Genomic DNA, 17,657 nt, shown 5'->3' with positions numbered 1-17,657 from the left:
CCCAACAGAACCCAGAACAGCATCCGCACCTCATGGGTGTACACCGGACGTCCCATCGCAACCATCCCTCAATGATCAGGCACGTTGCGATGACTGCTTGAGACCGCCGTATAGCCCGCTATACATTCGCACGCACGTGGGGTCGGGCGGCTCAGCCGCCCGCAGGCGCCAACGCGGGTAGCACCAGATCCCGGTACCGCTGCTTCATCGTTTCGACGACCTGGTCGCCGTCCGTGGCCCACACCTGTGCGTTGAAGATCTCGACCTCGACGTCGCCGCGGTATCCGGCGTCGCGCACCCAGGTTCCGATCGATGCGAAGTCGATGACACCGTCGCCCATCATGCCGCGGGACAACAGCGGGTCGGCCTCCATCGGAACGAGCCAGTCGCACACCTGATACGAACTGATGCGACCACGCTGCCCGGCGGTCTCGATGAGCGACCGCAGGTCCGGGTCCCACCAGACGTGGAACGTGTCGACGACGACTCCGACGGCTTCTACCGGATGCGGCTCGGCCATCGACAGTGCCTGTCCGAGAGTCGAAATCACGGCGCGATCGGCAGCGAACATCGGATGCAACGGCTCCAACGCAATGCGCACGCCCCGCTCGAGCGCGTACGGCACGAGTAGCGCCAGGCGCTCCTCGACGCGGGCCCGGGCACCGATCAAGTCGCGATCGGGAATGCCGCCCATCACCATCACGAGTTCGGGTGCGCCGAGCTCGGCGGCTTCGTCGAGCGCTCGGCGGTTGTCCTCGAGACCGTCGTCGTCGATGGCCGTCAGGAAGCCGCCACGGCACAGGCTCGAGACGCGAAGTCCCGCGGCGGACAGCATCTTTGCTGCCCGTGCGACGCCTGCCTCCTGGACCCGGTCGCGCCACGGCCCGATCCCCCCGAGCCCGGCCCGCGCTGCGCCGTCGATCGCTTCCTTCAGCGTCCACCTGTTGACGGTCTTCGTGTTGAGAGACAGTGCAGCGTAGGGATTGTCGAGATCGTAGGCAGAGAGGGTCACGACGAAGCTCCGTTCAGTTCCAGGAACAGCCCCATGCGGTACACCGCGAGCGATGGATCGAGGAGCAATCCGGCGCGGTCGGCCAGAACGAACAGCGTCGACAGATGTTCGACGCTTCGGCCCGACGCAAGTCCCCCGACCATCGAGAACCCGGCCTGTTTGCCGTTCAGCCACGACAGGAACGCGATCCCGGTCTTGTAGTAGTACGTCGGTGCCGCGAAGATGTGCCGCCCGAGTTCCTGTGTGGACCGCAGGATCTCCTCTGCGCGTTCGACATTGCCACGATCGAGCTCCTGCAATGCCGTCGACGCCGCGGGATAAATTCCTGCGAAGATGCCCAACAACGCGTCGGAGTGACCGAGGTCGTCGCCGACGATCAGTTCCGGGTAGTTGAAGTCGTCTCCGGTGTAGAGCCTGACGCCCGGCGGGAGCGCTCGACGCAACGCGATCTCGTGCCCTGCGTCGAGCAACGAGACCTTGACGCCGTCGACCTTGCCGGAGTGCGCCGCGATCAGATCTCGGAAAGTCGCAGTGGCGGAGTCGATGTCCGCACTGCCCCAGTACCCTTCCAGCGCGGGGTCGAACATCGTTCCGAGCCAGTGCAGGATGACCGGTCGGTCGACCTCGTCGAGCAGTGTGGAGTACACGTGCAGATAGTCCTCGGGCGAGGTCGCGACGCGAGCCAACGCGCGCGAGGCCATGATGATCACGTTCGCCCCGGCTTCGGTCACGACTGCGATCTGCTCGCGATACGCATCCAGCACCGCAGCAAGACCCTCCTTGCCCGACGGCAACGCCGCGAGATCGAGTTGATCCGTACCGGCGCCGCAGGCGAGCAGGCCGCCGACGCGCGCCGCTTCGGCACCCGATCTCCGGATCAGCTCGGCCGTCGCCGCCCAGTCCAGGCCCATGCCGCGCTGGGCGGTGTCCATGGCATCCGCGACTCCGAGTCCGTACGACCACAGTTCGTGCCGATACGCCAGGGTTGCATCCCAGTCGATGTCCGCGAGAGCACCGGGAGTGTTGTCGGCTGTCGCACGCGGAACGACGTGCGCGGCGGCGTACGCGATGCGCGAGCTGAACGCAGCCGTGGGCTTGGTCCAGTCCCCCGGCTCGCCGAGTACGTGAATGCCTCTGCCCGGCAGGGCAATCGACAGGTCGGCAGACAGTGCGGTCACAGCGTGATCTCCGGAACGTCGAGACGGCGACCTTCGGCCGAGCTCTTCAGACCGAGTTCGGCCAGCTGAACGCCACGTGCCGCGGACAGCAGGCCGTAACGGTGCGGTCGCTCGGCGACGACGTCACGCAGGAATTCCTCCCACTGCAGCTTGAACCCGTTGTCCAGGTCCGCGTTCGCGGGCACGTCGAGCCACTGGTCGCGGAACGGTTCCGTCACAGGCAGATCCGGGTTCCACACCGGCTTCGGGGTGTGCGAACGGTGCTGTGCGACGCAGTTGCGCAGGCCCGCCACGGCCGAACCGTGCGTTCCGTCGATCTGGAACTCGACGAGCTCGTCGCGGAACACACGCACAGCCCACGACGAGTTGATCTGTGCGACAACGCCGTTCTCGAGCTCGAAGATCCCGTACGCGGAATCGTCGGCGGTGGCGGCGTATTCACGGCCCTGCTCGTCCCACCGCGTCGGGATGTGTGTCGCGGCCTTCGCTGTGACGGTCTCGACCTTGCCGAGGATGCCTTCGAGCACGTAGTTCCAGTGGCAGAACATGTCGATGATGATGCCGCCGCCGTCCTCGGCTCGGTAATTCCAGCTGGGACGTTGCGCCGGCTGGCCGTCTCCTTCGAACACCCAGTAGCCGAACTCGCCGCGCAGCGACAGGATGCGTCCGAAGAAGCCTTCGTCGACGAGCCGCTTCAGCTTCACGAGCCCGGGCAGATACAGCTTGTCGTGCACGACGCCCGCGGTGATGCCCGCGTTCTGTCCGATACGCGCCAGTTCGATGGCCTCCGTCAGAGTCTCCGCGGTCGGCTTCTCGGTGAAGATGTGCTTGCCGGCCTTCATCGCCGACGCCAGGGCCTCGGCACGACGCGACGTGACCTGTGCGTCGAAATAGATGTCGATGCTGGCGTCGTCGATGACCGAAGCGGAGTCGGTGCTGTACTCGGCGACACCGTACTGAGCGCACAGTTCCTGGAGTTTGGTTTCGTTGCGTCCGACCAGAATCGGTTCGACCTGAACTCGCGTCCCGTCCTCGAGCAGAACGCCGCCCTGCTCGCGAATCGGCAGAATGGAACGCAGGAAGTGCTGACGGAAGCCCATGCGGCCGGTGACGCCGTTCATGGCGATGCGCAGGGTACGAGTGGAGTTGAGCATAGGAGGTGCCTTTTCTTGGAAGGTGTTCCGGATGCAGTGCGGACGAGAAGTCCCAGCACGCGTCGAGCGAGTAAGTCAGCTTCGGAATGCGCTTTCCACGCTATGCTGTCCACGTCGATCGGTCAACACCGGGAGGGAAAAACGCATGGCGGCAGTCAGATTGCAGGACGTCGCGGCAGCTGCGGGCGTCTCGCAGGCAACCGCGTCACGAGTCCTGAACGGGTCCTCTCGCATCCCCGGCGAGGGCGTCGCCGATCGCGTTCGAGCCGCCGCGGCCGATCTCGGCTACGTTCCGAACGCCCAGGCCCAGGCACTTGCCCGCTCGTCGACGGGGCTGATCGGCCTCGTGGTGCACGACGTCGCCGACCCGTACTTCTCGTCGATCGTGCGCGGTGTACAGAACGAGGCACGTGCCGCGGGGAAGCTGGTGCTGTTGGCCAGCACCGAGCGCGACTTCGACATCGAAAGACAATCGGTCAGCACATTCATCTCGCACCGCGCCGACGCGATCATCCTGGCCGGCTCGCGACAGAGCGGGGACCTCGACCGCGACCTGGAGAAGGAGTTCGCCGCCTACCGCAAGAACGACGGGAAAGTCGTCGTCATCGGACAACCGCTGCCGTTCGGCGCGGCAGTCGAACCCGAGAACTTCGCTGCGTCAGCTCAACTCGCGGAGGCGCTGGTCGACGAAGGACACCGGCGTTTCGCCGTCATCGGAGGGCCCGGCAACATCCGCACGTCGGTGGATCGTCGCAACGGTTTCGTCGACGCGCTGGCCAGGCGCGGACTGACCCCCGAAATCGAAGTGGCCGGCGACTTCTCGCGTGACGGCGGATACAGCGCTGCCCGACGCCTCGCCGCGGCGCTGGAACTGCATCCGAGTCACGGCACACCACCGTGCGTCTTCGCGGTCACGGACGTCATGGCCATCGGCGCGATAGCCGCGTGGCGAGGCCTCGGCCTGCAGGTCCCGAACGACGTCTGTGTCGCGGGCTTCGACGACATCCCGACGCTACGTGACCACTTTCCGAGCCTGACGACCGTTGCGCTGTCGCTCGTCGAGATCGGTGAGCGCGCAGTGCAGTTGGCGCTGAGCGATTCCGCGGCGAGCCAAAGCCTCCACGAGTACGCCCCCGGGACCGTCGTTCTGCGCGCCAGCAGTGCTCTGAGCAGGTAATCTTTACCCACCCTTGACAGTGTGGGCGCGGTCACACTACATTCGGCTGCAGCTTCGGAAAGCGCATTCCAACCGCGGTGCCCGGTAATGCAGTGGCCCCGCACCACTACTACGCGAGGACTCCACATGGCGGTAACAACGTCGGTCGAGATCCGTTCCGCTGAGCCGACGGCGTCCCACCCCGCGCCGACGCATCATCGACGGAGCTTGAAATCCACCGTGCCATCGTTCCGAAACACCTGGTCCGGCCTCTGGCGGCCACTGGCCCTCGTGGCCGTTCTGATTGCAGCCTGGTGGGCGGTGACCGAATCCGAACTGGTTGCGCCCTATATCCTTCCGTCCCCCGCCGACACGTGGAACACGATGCTCGAAAATGCGTCGTACCTCGCCGGCCACACGTGGGTCACCACGTACGAGACCGTCGCGGGCTTCGTCATCGCCGCCCTGGTCGGCGAGGCCGTCGCGGTGTTGATGATCTACTCGTCGTCCCTCGAGAAGACGATGTACCCACTCATCCTGTTCGCGCAGGTCATTCCGAAGATCGCCATCGCCCCGCTTTTCGTCGTGTGGCTCGGATTCGGAGCCAGCCCCAAGATTCTCGTCGCCGTGTTGATGGCGTTCTTCCCCATCGTGATCGCCGGAATGGCCGGACTGCGTTCGGTCGATCCCGAGATTCTCGAACTCACCTCGACCATGGGCGCGAGCCGGTGGAAGACGTTCGCCAAGGTGCGTTTCCCGGCGTCGCTGCCCCAGTTGATGTCGGGTCTGAAGATCGCCGCCACTCTTGCGGTCACGGGCGCGGTCGTCGGCGAATTCGTCGGAGCCAACGAAGGACTCGGCTACGTCATCCTGCAGGCCAACGGAAACATCGACACCGCAATGCTTTTCGCCGCGCTGATCATCATGTCGGCCCTCGGCATCATCCTGTTCATGATCATCGAGATCGCCGAGAAATTCCTCATCCCCTGGCACGCGTCGCGTCGATCCACTGCATCCGCGGCCGCAGTCTGAACATCGGAGAACGAAATGAAGCTCAAGAACATCGTCGTCGCGGCCGCCGCCGCATCGTCACTCGTCCTCGCCGGCTGCAGCGGCGCCGGAGCCGAGGAGAAGGCGCCGGGCACCGACGGCGAGACCACCGCAACATCGCTGATGCTCAACTGGTACCCGTACGGCGAGCACGCGCCGTTCTACTACGGAGTGCAGGAGGGAATCTTCGCCAAGCACGGGATCGACCTCACCATCACCGCGGGCCAGGGATCGACCAAGACCGCACAGGCCGCAGGGTCCAACCAGACCGACTTCGGATGGGCCGACTCGGCCGCGGTACTGAGCAACATCGACAAGGGCGTCCGCGTCAAGAGCGTCGGCGTCTACCTCCAGACCACGCCGTCGGCAGTTCAGGTCTACGCGGACGGCCCCATCCAGTCCACGGCAGACCTGGCAGGGAAGACCATCGCCGTGTCCGCCGGCGATGCCCCGACAACGACGTTTCCTGCCTACCTGGCTGCCGTCGGCGTCGACGAAGGGTCGATTCAGCAACAGAGCCTCGACTCGGCAGGCAAGATCGCGGCGATGCTGTCCGGTCAGGTCGACGGTCTGATCGGTTTCGCGCACGACCAGGGCCCCAACATCGCGAACAAGAGTGGACGCGAGATGCGCTACCTGAAGTACTCGGATGCCGGCCTGAACTTCTTCAGCAACGGCCTCATCGCCAACGAATCCACCATCGAGCGTTCACCGGAACTCGTCCAAGCCATGGTCGACGCCACCAGCGAGGCGTTCGAGGCGGCCATTGCCAATCCCGAAGCGGCAGTGGCATCGATGGTTGGCAAGGACCCACAGACACCGCCCGAATCGGTGCTGCTGCAGCAGTGGCAGGAGACCATTCCGCTGCTGACGACACCGAACACCGAGGGCAACGCGCCGGGAGTCAACTCCGAGGAGGACTGGGTGTCCACCATTTCCATTCTCAGTGACGCAGGCCTCCTCGAGAGCGCCGAGGACCCGTCGAAGTACTGGGACTCCTCCTTCACCACCACTACCGAGCAGTGAGGCCTGACATGACTGCCACGTTCGAACGACCGAGGACGACGCTGACCGATACTGCAGTTGCCGTCGACGACCTCAGCGTCCGCTTCTCGTCCAAGCGCGGCGAGGTCACCGCACTCAGCGACGTCGATCTCGCCGTACGCACAGGCGAATTCGTCACCATCGCCGGACCGTCGGGATGCGGTAAGTCGACGCTCCTGAAAGTCGTTGCTGGACTGACCAACGCGAACTCGGGCAGCGTGAGTCTCGGCGGACGCGAAGTGAAAGGCCCACAGCGAGGAATCGGCTACGTCTTCCAACGGGCGGCCCTGCTCGAATGGCGCACCGTGCGCAAGAACATTCTGCTACAGGGTGAGATGCGCGGCATGAGCAAGAAGGCGACCGCCGCCAAGGCCGACCAGCTGATCGAGATGACCGGACTCACCGGGTTCGAGAACGCGCTGCCGCACGAGCTGTCCGGTGGCATGCAGCAACGAGTCTCACTGTGCCGGGCGTTGCTGCACGAACCCGAAGTGCTGCTCATGGACGAGCCGTTCGGCGCGCTCGACGCTCTCACCCGCGAGAAGATGAACGTCGAGCTGCACCGCATCTGGCGTGAAACCGGAACGACGGTCATGCTCGTGACCCACTCGGTCGCCGAGGCCGTCTACCTTGCCAACCGCGTCGTCGTCATGAGTCCACGGCCGGGCCGGATCGTCGAAATTCTCGACGTCGACCTGCCGGACAAGCGGGATTACAGCTCGACGATGGAGAAGCCGCAGTTCACCACTGTCGCCAACCGTGTCCGTGATCTGCTGGGAGCCACCACCAGCGCTGATTAGGGCGACTCCGTCGCCCCGTGCGTGCGAATGTATAGCCCGCTATACATTCGCACGCACGGGTGGCATAACCACCGCTCGTGATATCAACACGGTATGGAAATGACCCACCCGTTCGACGACGCAGTGGCCCTGACCAGCATCGAGCCCGGCGTCTATCTGGGCCGCACGTCCGCGCCGTACAACAACATGGTCGGCCCCTTCGGCGGCGTCACCGCAGCTACGCTCGTCCGTGCCGTCGAATCGCACCCGGACCGCCACGGGGATCCGCTCTCGATCACGATCAACTTCGCGGGCCCGATCGCGGAGGGCGAGTTCCAGATCTCGACGCGGGCAGTGCGCACCAACCGCAGCAATCAGCACTGGTACTTGGAAGTCAGCCAGAACGGCGAGGTCGCGACGACGGCGACTGCGGTGTTCGGTCACCGTCGCGACACCTGGGACGACGACGAAGCCACTCCCCCGGACGTGCCTGCACCGTCCGAACTCGAGCAGAGCGGCTTTCCGGACTTCATCGCCTGGGCACGAAACTACGAGATGCGTTTCGCGGCAGGCGCGTTGGTCGAAGAAGAAGCCGCGGACTCGACCATCTCGCTGTGGGTTCGTGATACACCCTCACGCGCACTGGATTTCGCGGCGCTGACGTCGATGGGCGACATCTTCTACCCACGTGTCTTCCAGCGCCGCGGCAAATACGTCCCCGCCGGCACCATCACGCTGACCATCCACTTCTTCGCCACCACGGAAGACGTCGCAGCACAGGCGGATTCGTACGTTCTCGCCCACGCCCATGCGCGACGCTTCCACCGGGGATATTTCGATCAGACGGCCGAGCTGTGGAGCAGCGACGAAAAGCTGCTCGCCACCAGTCACCAGCTCGTCTACTACAAGGACTGACCCCGTCGTGCGTGCGAATGTATAGCGGGCTATACATTCGCACGCACGTGCGGCGTAGCCGCCTGAAACCGCGAACCCACCTCGAACAGCATGCCTTCGCGATGAGCCGCAGCGGTCAACTGCGCACCGATGGGCATGCCCGACGACGGATGGAACCCGACGGGCAGGGCCAGCGTCGGGCCGTCGTGCAGCGACCACGGATAGCTGAACTGCCCCATCCGCCGCGACTGCTCGATCACTCCGCTACCGCCGTCGATCAGCGGCACGTCCACCGGCATCGTCGGCGTCAACACGACGTCGACGTCCGAGAACAACCCTGCCAGTCCGGCGCGGTACTCGTCGCGGCCCCGCAGAGCCGCCAACCGCTGTTCTTCGGTAATCTTCAGCCCCAACGAAATTCGCTCCAACGTCGCCGGCTGAAACAACTCGGGCGACGTCTCGAGACGCTCCCGATGGCGGGCAGCGAGATCCGAGTAGATCAGCGTGTAGACGATGTCCTGCGCCGACGCCGCACCCGGCACCTCGATCGGCACGAGCGAGTAACCGAGAGCCGCCAACTCACGCGCAGCAGCGGAGACCGCGTCGGAAATCGCCGGATCGACGTCGTCGGTGATGAACACCGTCGGAACGCCGATCCGACGCGCCGTCCCTCCGAGGTCCGACGTCGTCGACAGCACCGAGAACAGCCGCGCCACATCGTCGACGGTGCGCGCCATCGGCCCGACGGTGTCGAAATCCTCGCTGACGGGATAGACGCCGTCGTTGCTGATCGCACCCCACGTCGGACGTAGGCCCGTGACACCGCACGCCGACGCCGGAAGCCGCACGGACCCACCGGTATCGGTGCCGAGGGACGCGTCGACGAGCCCAGCGGCGACGGCCGATCCCGAACCGCCACTCGACCCACCCGGCACCCGAGCGAGATCCCACGGGTTTCGCGGCACCGGCCCGGCCGTGTTCTGCGACGTCACGCCGACGGCGAATTCCGCCATGTTGAGCTTGGCCGTGATTCGCGCACCGGCCCCGATCAACCGGGTGACGACGTCCGCATCCGCCGACGCGACATTGTCTTCGAAAAACCGTGACCCACAGGTCGATACGACGCCCTGAACATCGATGTTGTCCTTGACGCCGATGCGCATGCCCGCCAACGGCCCCGAAGAACTCCCGGCGCGGTCACACCAGGTGATGACCGCGCCGAGATCGGTCAGGCCGCGCTCCCTGCGCGCAGGCCCGCCGTCGCGTCCTCGTCGACGACCCACTTCTCGGTATCCACGACGACACCGTAGTCGCGTCGTGCATCCTCGGCCGTCAGGTACTCGTCCCAGACGTCGCTGAGCACCTGGAACGGGTCACGCTTGAACGGATCACCGAAGCCACCGCCGGACGGCAGCTTGATCTCCAGAGTGTCGCCTGCCTTGATCGTTTCCTGAGTGACCTTGGAGTACAACACTTCCTCGCGATCCGTTCCCGCGTTGCGCGTGAACGAGCCGGATACACCGTCGTGACCGCCGAGCGCACCGGCGGGTGCGTCGGAACGGTTGTCGGCCTCGGATCCGAGGAACGTGTCGGTCTCCATGAGCCACTTGCGCACGCTACCGATGCCGCCGCGCCACTGACCGGGAGCGGGCGGCTCGTCACGCAGCTCGTACCGCAGAGCCCGCATCGCGTGGTTGAGCTCGAGCTCCTCGATGGGGTTGTTACGGGTGTTGGCCATCAGCGCGTCGACGGCGTCCATGCCGTCCTTGCCGTTGCGGCCACCGTACGAGCCCTCGTTGATCTCGATGTACACCCAGTACGACTCGCCGTCCGGCGCGATGCCCGAATACGCGATGGCGCACAGCGCAGCCGAGGAACCGGCGACGGAGTGATCCGGCAGCACCGGAGCCAGCGCCAGGTTGATCGAGTCGAACACGCGGTTCACTTGGGAGAACCGAGCGAAGCACGACGCCGGGAAGTCCGGGTTGAAGATCGTGCCTTCCGGTGCGTAGGCCTTGACCGGGCGGAAGCAGCCGTCGTTCTGCGGAACGAACTCTTCGGTGATGTCCTCGTCGAGCAGGATCGTGCGGATCGCCGACACGGCGACCGGGAGCACCGAGCCCTCGAACGGCACGTTGAACGCCGTCGGCACCTGGCTGTTGGATCCGGTGAGGTCGATGAGGATGTCCTCGCCCTCCACCTGAACACGCACGGCCACAGCCAACGGCTCACCGCGGTTCTTGCCGTCGTCGTCGAGGTAACCGATGGGCGCGGAGTAGCTGCCGTCGGGAATCTCCCGAATCTTGGTGCGCAGCATGTTCTCCGAGTAGTCCATCCACCGCTCGCCTGCGCTCATGACGGTGTCGAGGCCGTACTTCTCGAGCAGTTCGGTGAAGCGCTTCTCGCCGATGCGCGAGCACGCGATGAGGGCTTCGAGGTCACCGCGGTTCTGCTCGGGCGTGCGAACGTTGTCGAGGATGTGCTGGATGAGGTAGTCGTTGCGGACTCCGGCCTCGTAGATCTTCATCGAGTCCATGAGCTTGCCCTCGGCCCAGACGTCGACGACGTCCATGCACAGGCCGGGGAAGTTACCGCCGACGTCGGAGACGTGGCCGGTGCAGCCGGCGAATCCGATGTGCTCACCCTGCCAGAAGATCGGGATGATGACGCCGTAGTCGGGCGAGTGCGCCGCACCGTGGTACGGGTGGTTGTGCAGAATCACGTCACCGGGCTTGTACGTCCCCGCGAGTCGACGGTTCACACCGCGGATGTAGGCGGGAATCGAACCACAGTGCATGGGAGTGGAATCCGACTCGCACAGTTCGCGGCCGTTGACGTCGAAGATGCCTGCGCCGAGGTCCTCGGACTCGCGGATGAGGCTCGAGTACGCCATGCGGTAGAGAACCTGGGCCATCTCCTTGGCCATCGACTGGAGTGCACCACCGATGACGCGCAACGTGATCGGATCGACCTCGACGTCGTTCCACGTGCGCGTGGCTTCGCCCGCGAGCGATACACCGGTCTTGGGCATCAGCGCCTTACTCATGCGGGCTTCCTCTCGATGATGATGTGGCCGACAGCGTCGACGTATGCGTGCTGGTTCATGCCGATGATGGTGGTGGAGTCGAACTGTTCGACGATGGCAGGACCGTCGATCTTGTTGCCCGCGAGCAACTGTGAGCGTTCGTAGACGGGAGTCTCGACCCACTCCGGCTTCGCAGTTTCGCTCGCCCAGAACAGTGCCTGCGTCGTGGTCTTGATCGCGGCCGACGCGTCGTCGCCGCCCTTCTCGATCTCGGCGATGCGGACGTGCGGGACAGCGCCGACACCCGTGACGCGCACGTTGATCAGCTGCACCGGCTTGTCGTCGAACCGCTGCGAGTACGTGCGGCCGTGCGCCTCGTGGAATGCCTCGGCGGTCGTCTTGACCCAGACGTCGTCGATCTCACCGTCGGGTGCGGACACGCGAAGCTCGTAGCCCTGGCCGACGTAGCGGCAGTCGACGCTGCGTTCGAGCGAGATGTCCTCGGGGGCAACACCGTCCGCTTCGAGCTGCGCGATGGCCTGCTTCGACAAGCGATCGATCTGCTCGGAGATCAACTCGACGTTCGGGTCGGCCGACGACGTCCATACCGTGGTGGGCATTTCGTAGCGAATGTCGGTGGTCAACAGGCCGACTGCCGACGTGATGCCCGGGTGGCCGGGAACGATCACGCGCGGAATGCCGAGCTGGTCGGCGATCTGCCATGCGAACAGCGGTCCGGCGCCGCCCTCGGCGATCAGCGAGAAGTCGCGTGGGTCATAGCCTTTGCGCACGGAGTGCAGGCTGATGGCCTCGGTCATCGAGTGGGCGAGGATCTTGAAGATGCCCATCGCGGCCTCGTCGACCGGGGTCGCGAGCTTGTCGGCGATGTGGGTCTGGATTGCTTCGCGCGCCAGTTCCGGCTTGACCTCCATGGTGCCGGACAGGAAGCTGTTCTCGCGCAGCCAGCCCATCATGACCATCGCGTCGGTCGACGTCGGCTCGGTGCCTCCGCGGTTGTAGCAGGCGGGTCCGGGAACGGCACCTGCAGAACGTGGGCCGACGCGGAACATGCCACCGTCGTCGACGACGGCGATCGAGCCGCCGCCGGCGCCGATCGTGTCGACCTCGGCCATCGGCACCATCGCGTGGTAGTCGCCGATACGGGTGTCGAGCAGGTGCTTCATACGCAGTGCACCGTCGGGCGCGACGCCGACGTCGGCCGACGTGCCACCCACGTCGAGTGTGATGACGCTCGGGAATCCGGATGCCTTGCCGATGGCGCAGCCACCGAGCAGGCCGGCGATGACGCCACTGGTGAGCAGCGACACGGGAATCTCGCTGGCGCTACGCGAGGTGACGAGGCCACCGGCCGACGTCATCAGGTGCACGTCCTCGCCGACCTGGGCAGCACTTGCCTTGCCCGCCAGGTTCTCGATGTACTTCGACGTCTTCGGGCCGATGAATGCATTCAATGCGGCCGTCGAAAAGCGTTCGTACTCACGGTATTGCGGCGCGACTTCGCTGGAGAGCGAGATGAAGACCTCGGGGAACTCCTCGAGAATGATCTCCTTGACGCGTCGCTCGTGCGTCGGATTGCGGTACGAATGCAGGAATGCGACGGCAATCGCCTGCACGCCACGGTCTTTCAGCAGGCGCACCTGCTCTCGGACGGCGTCCTCGTCGAGCGGAGTCAGGACGTTGCCGGCGGCGTCGATGCGTTCGGGCACGACCCGACGGTTGCGGCGCGGAACGAGCTGCCACTTCTGCCACGGCAGGTCCTGGTAGTTCGAGTAATTGAGCGGACGCTTCTTACGCGCGATGTGCAGGAGGTCGCGGAACCCTTCGGTGGTGATCATGCCGACGTCGCAGCCGTTGTGCTCGAGCACGATGTTCGTCGCGACGGTGGTGCCGTGGAAGAACATGTCGATCTCGGACGGGTCGATTCCGGCGCGCTCGGCGAGAACCTGAATGCCGTCCATGGTTCCGATCGACGGATCGTGATTGGTCGACGGTGTCTTGTGGACCACCACGGTGCCGTCGTCGTCCCACAGCACGAGGTCGGTGAACGTACCGCCGACGTCGACTCCGATTCGCTTCATCCTAGGTTCCATTTCTGCCGGCGCTCACGGTGGAGCGGAGGGGCTGACGTGCAATTCGTCGGCCCCGAAAAGTGTCGGGTTCACCGTGCGAAGGTGACTGGTGTCATAGTGCCTGTCGACCGATCGGAAAGCAATACCTCAGATGTTTCGATCGTGAAAACTCAGTTTCTGCGCCCGAAAGGTCCGATCCAGACATCGTGCGCGTTCAAAAGGCGGATGATTAAACGGCGCCGATGTTCAGGACGAATCGCAACAGGCGGGATAGGCTCGTGCCCGCACCGGCCCCTGCACGAAAAGGATCGCGACGTGACCGATACGACCGCCGACGTGGCGCCGAAGAGCGGCCCGGCATACGCCGTGCTGGCCGCGCGCCTGCGCGAGCGAATCCTGTCCGGCGAACTCCAACCCGGCGCCCGACTTCCCGGCGACGCCGAGCTGAGCGCCGAATTCGGCGTCGGCCGCAGCACGATTCGCGAAGCCCTACGGTCGCTGGCCAGCCAGAACCTCATTCTCACGACGCGTGGCGTCACCGGCGGCAGCTTCGTCGCCGAACCCAGCGTGGGGCACATCAGCGCTCACCTCGAGACGGGCGTCGCGCTGATGGCTGCCGCCGAAGCGGTCACCGTCGACCAGCTCATGGAAGTCCGCAACCTCATGGAGGTTCCGGCAGCGGGTATCGCAGCGTTCCGTCGCACGGACGAACATCTCGAACAGCTGCATGCGGCCATGTTCGATCCCTCGGGTGCGCAGGGCCCGGAAACGTACAAGCAGAACCAGGAGTTCCACCTCGTCCTGCTGCGTGCCGCCCAGAATCCCCTGCTCGAGCTCATCACGGCACCGGTGTTTCGTGTCCTGTCCAGTCGTTTCGGGCGCGATCATGCGCCCGACGGGTTCTGGCAGTGCGTCGATCACGACCACCGCGCGATTCTCGACGTCGTCGTCGCCGGCGATTCGATGAGCGCGATGGATCTGATGCGCAAGCACCTCGACCACCTCGGCGACTCGTACCGGCAGATGGATCGGCTGCGCGCCGAGTAAATATCTGCTCTTTCCGCCCAGTTTCTCCGCGGTTCGACGGCGATAGTGACCCTTGACACCCTAAACATCAGATGTTTATGGTTCAGTGGAAGGCATTCGCCGAACCAACCTGAGGAGACACGGTGGCAACCCATCCGGCCGTTCTAGGGCGCTTCTTCGAGGATTACGTCGTGGGTGACGTGTACCAACACCCCCTGGGACGGACGATCTCCGAAACCGACAACACGTGGGTCACGCTGCTGTCGATGAACACCAACCAGAATCATTTCAACGCCCACCTCGCGGCGCAGAACCCGATCACCGAGGGACGCGTCATCGTCAACTCGGGCCTGACTGTTGCTGTGGTGCTCGGCATTTCGGTACTCGACATGAGTCAGAACGCGATCTCGAACCTCGCGTTCACCGACATCAAGATGTCGCATCCGGTCTACGCCGGTGACACCATCTACGCCGAGAGCCTGTGCACCGGACTGCGCAAGTCCGAGTCTCGGCCCTACTCGGGAATCGTCTCGATGATCACCCGCGGCCTGAATCAGGATGGCGTGGAGGTCATTTCGTGGAAGCGCTCCGTCATGGTCGCGACGCGCGAGAGCGGCATCGGCCAGAACTACTTCCCCCAGGCCAAGAACGGCCCGCTGCAGTTGCCGGAGACGAAAGGCACCGAATCATGAGGCCACTCGAAGACGTCCGCATCATCTCGCTCGAACAGTACGGCGCCGGCCCGTTCGGCAGCGTCCACCTCGCCGATCTCGGTGCGGACGTCATCAAGATCGAAGACCCGAACGTCGGCGGCGACGTCGGGCGCTACGTGCCCCCGTACAACCAGGGTGAGGACTCGCTGTTCTTCGAGACCTTCAACCGCAACAAGCGCAGCCTGTCGCTCGATCTCTCGACGCCTGCAGGTCGCGCCGTGTTCGAGGATCTCGTGCGCGGCGCCGACGCGGTCTACTCGAACCTGCGCGGCGACGTTCCGAAGAAGATCGGAATCACGTACGACGACCTGAAGCACCTCAATCCCGCGATCGTGTGCTGCAGCCTGACCGGCTTCGGCATGACCGGTCCGCGCGCGAAAGAGCCTGGCTACGACTACATTCTGCAGGGTCTCGCCGGTTGGATGGACGTCACCGGCGATCCCGACGGCCCGCCCACCAAGTCGGGTCTGTCGCTCGTCGACTACTCGGGAGGCTTCGTCGCGGCGATCAGTCTGCTGTCCGGTCTTCATGCTGCGCGACGCGACGGCGTCGGCGGCGACTGCGACGTCTCGCTCTACGACACGGCGATGTCGCTGCTCACCTACCCGGCGACGTGGCACCTGAACGCGGGATTCGAGCCGGTACGGACGAAGAACTCGGCGCACCCGTCGCTGGTTCCGTTCCAGGCGTTCGAAGCGAGCGACGGCTGGCTCATCGTCGGCTGCGCGAAGGAAAAGTTCTGGGAGCGCCTCGTCGTCGCCATCGGGCGACCGGAACTCGGCGAGGACCCGCGTTTCACGTCGTTCGCACTGCGCGGCACCAACCAGGGTGAGCTTCTCCCGATCCTCGAAGAAGTCTTCGTGACCGACACCGTCGAACACTGGTTGTCGCTGCTGCGTCCGGCGGGCGTTCCGTCCGGTCCGGTCAACAACATCGAGCAGGCGCTGAACGAACCCCACACGCTCGCACGGGATCTCATCGTCGAGACCTCCCACCCGGTGTACGACACCATCCGTCAGGTCGCCTCGCCGGTGAACTTCGGAGCCGAGAAGCCGGAGTACCGTCGGGCACCGCAACGCAACGAGCACTTCCAGGAAGTCCTCGACTCCCTCGGGTACGACGCCGACCGCGTCGCCGAACTCGATGCCGCAGGTGCATTCGGGAAAGCCGGTGTCCGGGTATGACGTCGCGTGACCTTGCCGAGTGGGCAGTGGGCGTCGGCGATCTGCCCGACGACGTCCGGCACGCAGCTGCGCGGCACATGCTCGACGGCGTCGGAAATGCCATTGCTGCAGCACGATTCGGCAGCGGCACCGCGGGATGGACCATCGCGAATGCACTCGGTGGCCCAGGGGAAGCTCGGCCGTTGACCGGCTCGGCGGGTCTCTCCGCACCCGCCGCCGCCATGGCGACGGCCGTGCTGATACACGCCCTCGATTTCGACGACACCCACGCCGGTGCCCTCGTTCACCCGACCGTGGTGTCGCTACCTGCGGCATTCGCCGTCGGGCAGGAGACGGGAGCGACGGGGGCAGAGATCCTGACCGCCTTCGCTCTCGGTCTCGAAACCGCCTGCCGCCTCGGCGCCGTCAGTCCGCACGGCTTCCATGCGCGTGGAATGCACGCATCGGGCGTCGTCGGAACGTTGTCGTCGGCACTCGTCGCCGGACGCTTGATGGGCTTCGAGTCGTCGGTTCTGGTGCACGCGTTGGGTATCGCGGGCTCGTCGAGCGCCGGTCTGCTCGAGTTCCTCGACAGCGACGCAGACACCAAGTCCCTGCATCCAGGATCGGCGAGCTTCAACGGCATTCTCGCTGCACGGCTCGCTGCGGCGGGCGCCAGCGGACCTGCGTCGGTACTGGAGGGCAAGCGCGGACTGTACGCCGCACTCTCGGACCGCCCCGCGGATCTGTCGGTTCTGACGAACGAGCTCGGCAGCACCTGGGAGACCACGCGCATCGGCATCAAGCCGTACCCCAGCTGCCAGCTGATGCACGTGACGCTCGACGCCGTGAACGCTGCGGGAGCATCTGCCGACGAGGTCGCCGACATCGAGGTGTTCGTCCACCCCGATTCGAAGCACATCGTCTGCGGCTCCAACGCCGGAGTCGCCGCACCGCGCAGCACGTACGACGGCAAGTTCGACTTGCCGTGGTCCGTCGCCGCACTGCTGCACGACGGCGCCGTCACAGTCGAGACGTACACTCCCGAATCGATTGCGCGCGAAGAGATCCTGCAGACCGCGCGCAAGGTGCGCGTCAACGACATGATGTACGACGGGCCTGCCGCGTCGGCACCCGGGCGGGCACTGATCACTCTCGACGACGGCCGCATCCTCGAAGGCCGCGTCGACGGTAGCCGCGGCAGCGCTGCATTCCCGCTCGACGACGACGCACTGCGGGACAAGTTCGACGCGAACTGCGGTTCGCACTCTCGCGCACAGGAATTGGCCGACCGGATCTTCGGCCTGGCCGACGAACCCGACCTCACCGCGGTGCTGGACCTGGCCGCCGACATTTCCCGATAGGACATCTCC

At 65.1% G+C, this 17,657-nt stretch carries 15 protein-coding genes; 9 read left to right on the top strand and 6 right to left on the bottom strand.

Annotated features, from left to right (window positions below):
• Nucleotides 1-151: 151 nt before the first annotated feature.
• The 3 genes from HQ354_RS24040 to HQ354_RS24030 are packed head-to-tail and all read right to left on the bottom strand — an operon-like array spanning nucleotide 152 to nucleotide 3,344.
• A complete protein-coding gene (locus HQ354_RS24040) occupies nucleotides 152-1,012 on the bottom strand; it encodes a sugar phosphate isomerase/epimerase (protein WP_167675471.1) in 861 nt (286 codons plus the stop codon).
• Entirely contained in the window at nucleotides 1,009-2,190 is a 1,182-nt protein-coding gene (locus HQ354_RS24035; protein ID WP_222635776.1) for a dihydrodipicolinate synthase family protein, read from the bottom strand. The genes HQ354_RS24040 and HQ354_RS24035 overlap by 4 nt, the downstream gene beginning before the upstream one ends.
• Complete coding sequence (locus HQ354_RS24030; protein ID WP_222635775.1) at nucleotides 2,187-3,344, bottom strand: Gfo/Idh/MocA family protein; 1,158 nt, start codon at nucleotides 3,342-3,344, stop codon at nucleotides 2,187-2,189. The genes HQ354_RS24035 and HQ354_RS24030 overlap by 4 nt, the downstream gene beginning before the upstream one ends.
• Before the next feature lie 145 nt (nucleotides 3,345-3,489).
• On the opposite strand from HQ354_RS24030, the gene HQ354_RS24025 reads away from it, so the two are divergent.
• From HQ354_RS24025 to HQ354_RS24005, 5 genes are all read left to right on the top strand, one after another.
• Nucleotides 3,490-4,521 (top strand): LacI family DNA-binding transcriptional regulator, encoded by a 1,032-nt coding sequence (locus HQ354_RS24025; RefSeq protein WP_222635774.1) that lies wholly within the window; start codon nucleotides 3,490-3,492, stop codon nucleotides 4,519-4,521.
• Between the two features lie 219 nt (nucleotides 4,522-4,740).
• Entirely contained in the window at nucleotides 4,741-5,532 is a 792-nt protein-coding gene (locus HQ354_RS24020; protein ID WP_308115303.1) for an ABC transporter permease, read from the top strand.
• A gap of 15 nt (nucleotides 5,533-5,547) precedes the next feature.
• On the top strand, nucleotides 5,548-6,576 hold the full coding sequence (locus tag HQ354_RS24015) for an ABC transporter substrate-binding protein (RefSeq protein WP_167675464.1): 1,029 nt from the start codon (nucleotides 5,548-5,550) through the stop codon (nucleotides 6,574-6,576).
• Nucleotides 6,577-6,584: 8 nt separating this feature from the next.
• On the top strand, nucleotides 6,585-7,394 hold the full coding sequence (locus HQ354_RS24010) for an ABC transporter ATP-binding protein (protein WP_222635773.1): 810 nt from the start codon (nucleotides 6,585-6,587) through the stop codon (nucleotides 7,392-7,394).
• Nucleotides 7,395-7,487: 93 nt separating this feature from the next.
• Complete coding sequence (locus HQ354_RS24005) at nucleotides 7,488-8,288, top strand: acyl-CoA thioesterase II (RefSeq protein WP_222635772.1); 801 nt, start codon at nucleotides 7,488-7,490, stop codon at nucleotides 8,286-8,288.
• Nucleotides 8,289-8,317: 29 nt separating this feature from the next.
• Here HQ354_RS24005 and HQ354_RS24000 read toward each other — a convergent pair whose 3' ends face one another.
• The 3 genes from HQ354_RS24000 to HQ354_RS23990 are packed head-to-tail and all read right to left on the bottom strand — an operon-like array spanning nucleotide 8,318 to nucleotide 13,391.
• Entirely contained in the window at nucleotides 8,318-9,550 is a 1,233-nt protein-coding gene (locus HQ354_RS24000; RefSeq protein ID WP_308115286.1) for an amidase, read from the bottom strand.
• Complete coding sequence (locus tag HQ354_RS23995) at nucleotides 9,496-11,313, bottom strand: hydantoinase B/oxoprolinase family protein (protein ID WP_114330687.1); 1,818 nt, start codon at nucleotides 11,311-11,313, stop codon at nucleotides 9,496-9,498. The genes HQ354_RS24000 and HQ354_RS23995 overlap by 55 nt, the downstream gene beginning before the upstream one ends.
• Nucleotides 11,310-13,391 (bottom strand): hydantoinase/oxoprolinase family protein, encoded by a 2,082-nt coding sequence (locus tag HQ354_RS23990; RefSeq protein ID WP_222635771.1) that lies wholly within the window; start codon nucleotides 13,389-13,391, stop codon nucleotides 11,310-11,312. Before HQ354_RS23990 ends, HQ354_RS23995 begins: the two co-directional genes overlap by 4 nt.
• 306 nt (nucleotides 13,392-13,697) lie before the next feature.
• Here HQ354_RS23990 and HQ354_RS23985 point away from each other — a divergent pair, with 306 nt between their 5' ends.
• From HQ354_RS23985 to HQ354_RS23970, 4 genes are all read left to right on the top strand, one after another.
• On the top strand, nucleotides 13,698-14,429 hold the full coding sequence (locus HQ354_RS23985) for a FadR/GntR family transcriptional regulator (protein WP_174551487.1): 732 nt from the start codon (nucleotides 13,698-13,700) through the stop codon (nucleotides 14,427-14,429).
• 122 nt (nucleotides 14,430-14,551) lie between these two features.
• Nucleotides 14,552-15,100: a MaoC family dehydratase gene (locus HQ354_RS23980; RefSeq protein WP_068430530.1), complete on the top strand. Its 549-nt coding sequence runs from the start codon at nucleotides 14,552-14,554 to the stop codon at nucleotides 15,098-15,100.
• On the top strand, nucleotides 15,097-16,305 hold the full coding sequence (locus HQ354_RS23975; protein ID WP_068430526.1) for a CaiB/BaiF CoA-transferase family protein: 1,209 nt from the start codon (nucleotides 15,097-15,099) through the stop codon (nucleotides 16,303-16,305). Before HQ354_RS23980 ends, HQ354_RS23975 begins: the two co-directional genes overlap by 4 nt.
• Complete coding sequence (locus HQ354_RS23970; RefSeq protein ID WP_222635769.1) at nucleotides 16,302-17,648, top strand: MmgE/PrpD family protein; 1,347 nt, start codon at nucleotides 16,302-16,304, stop codon at nucleotides 17,646-17,648. The genes HQ354_RS23975 and HQ354_RS23970 overlap by 4 nt, the downstream gene beginning before the upstream one ends.
• Nucleotides 17,649-17,657: the final 9 nt, after the last annotated feature.

The sequence above is a fragment of the Rhodococcus sp. BP-261 genome (genome assembly GCF_019835205.1).
Classification (GTDB): Bacteria; Actinomycetota; Actinomycetes; order Mycobacteriales; family Mycobacteriaceae; genus Rhodococcoides; species Rhodococcoides kyotonensis_B.
This window is presented reverse-complemented; position numbering and strand designations above follow the sequence as displayed.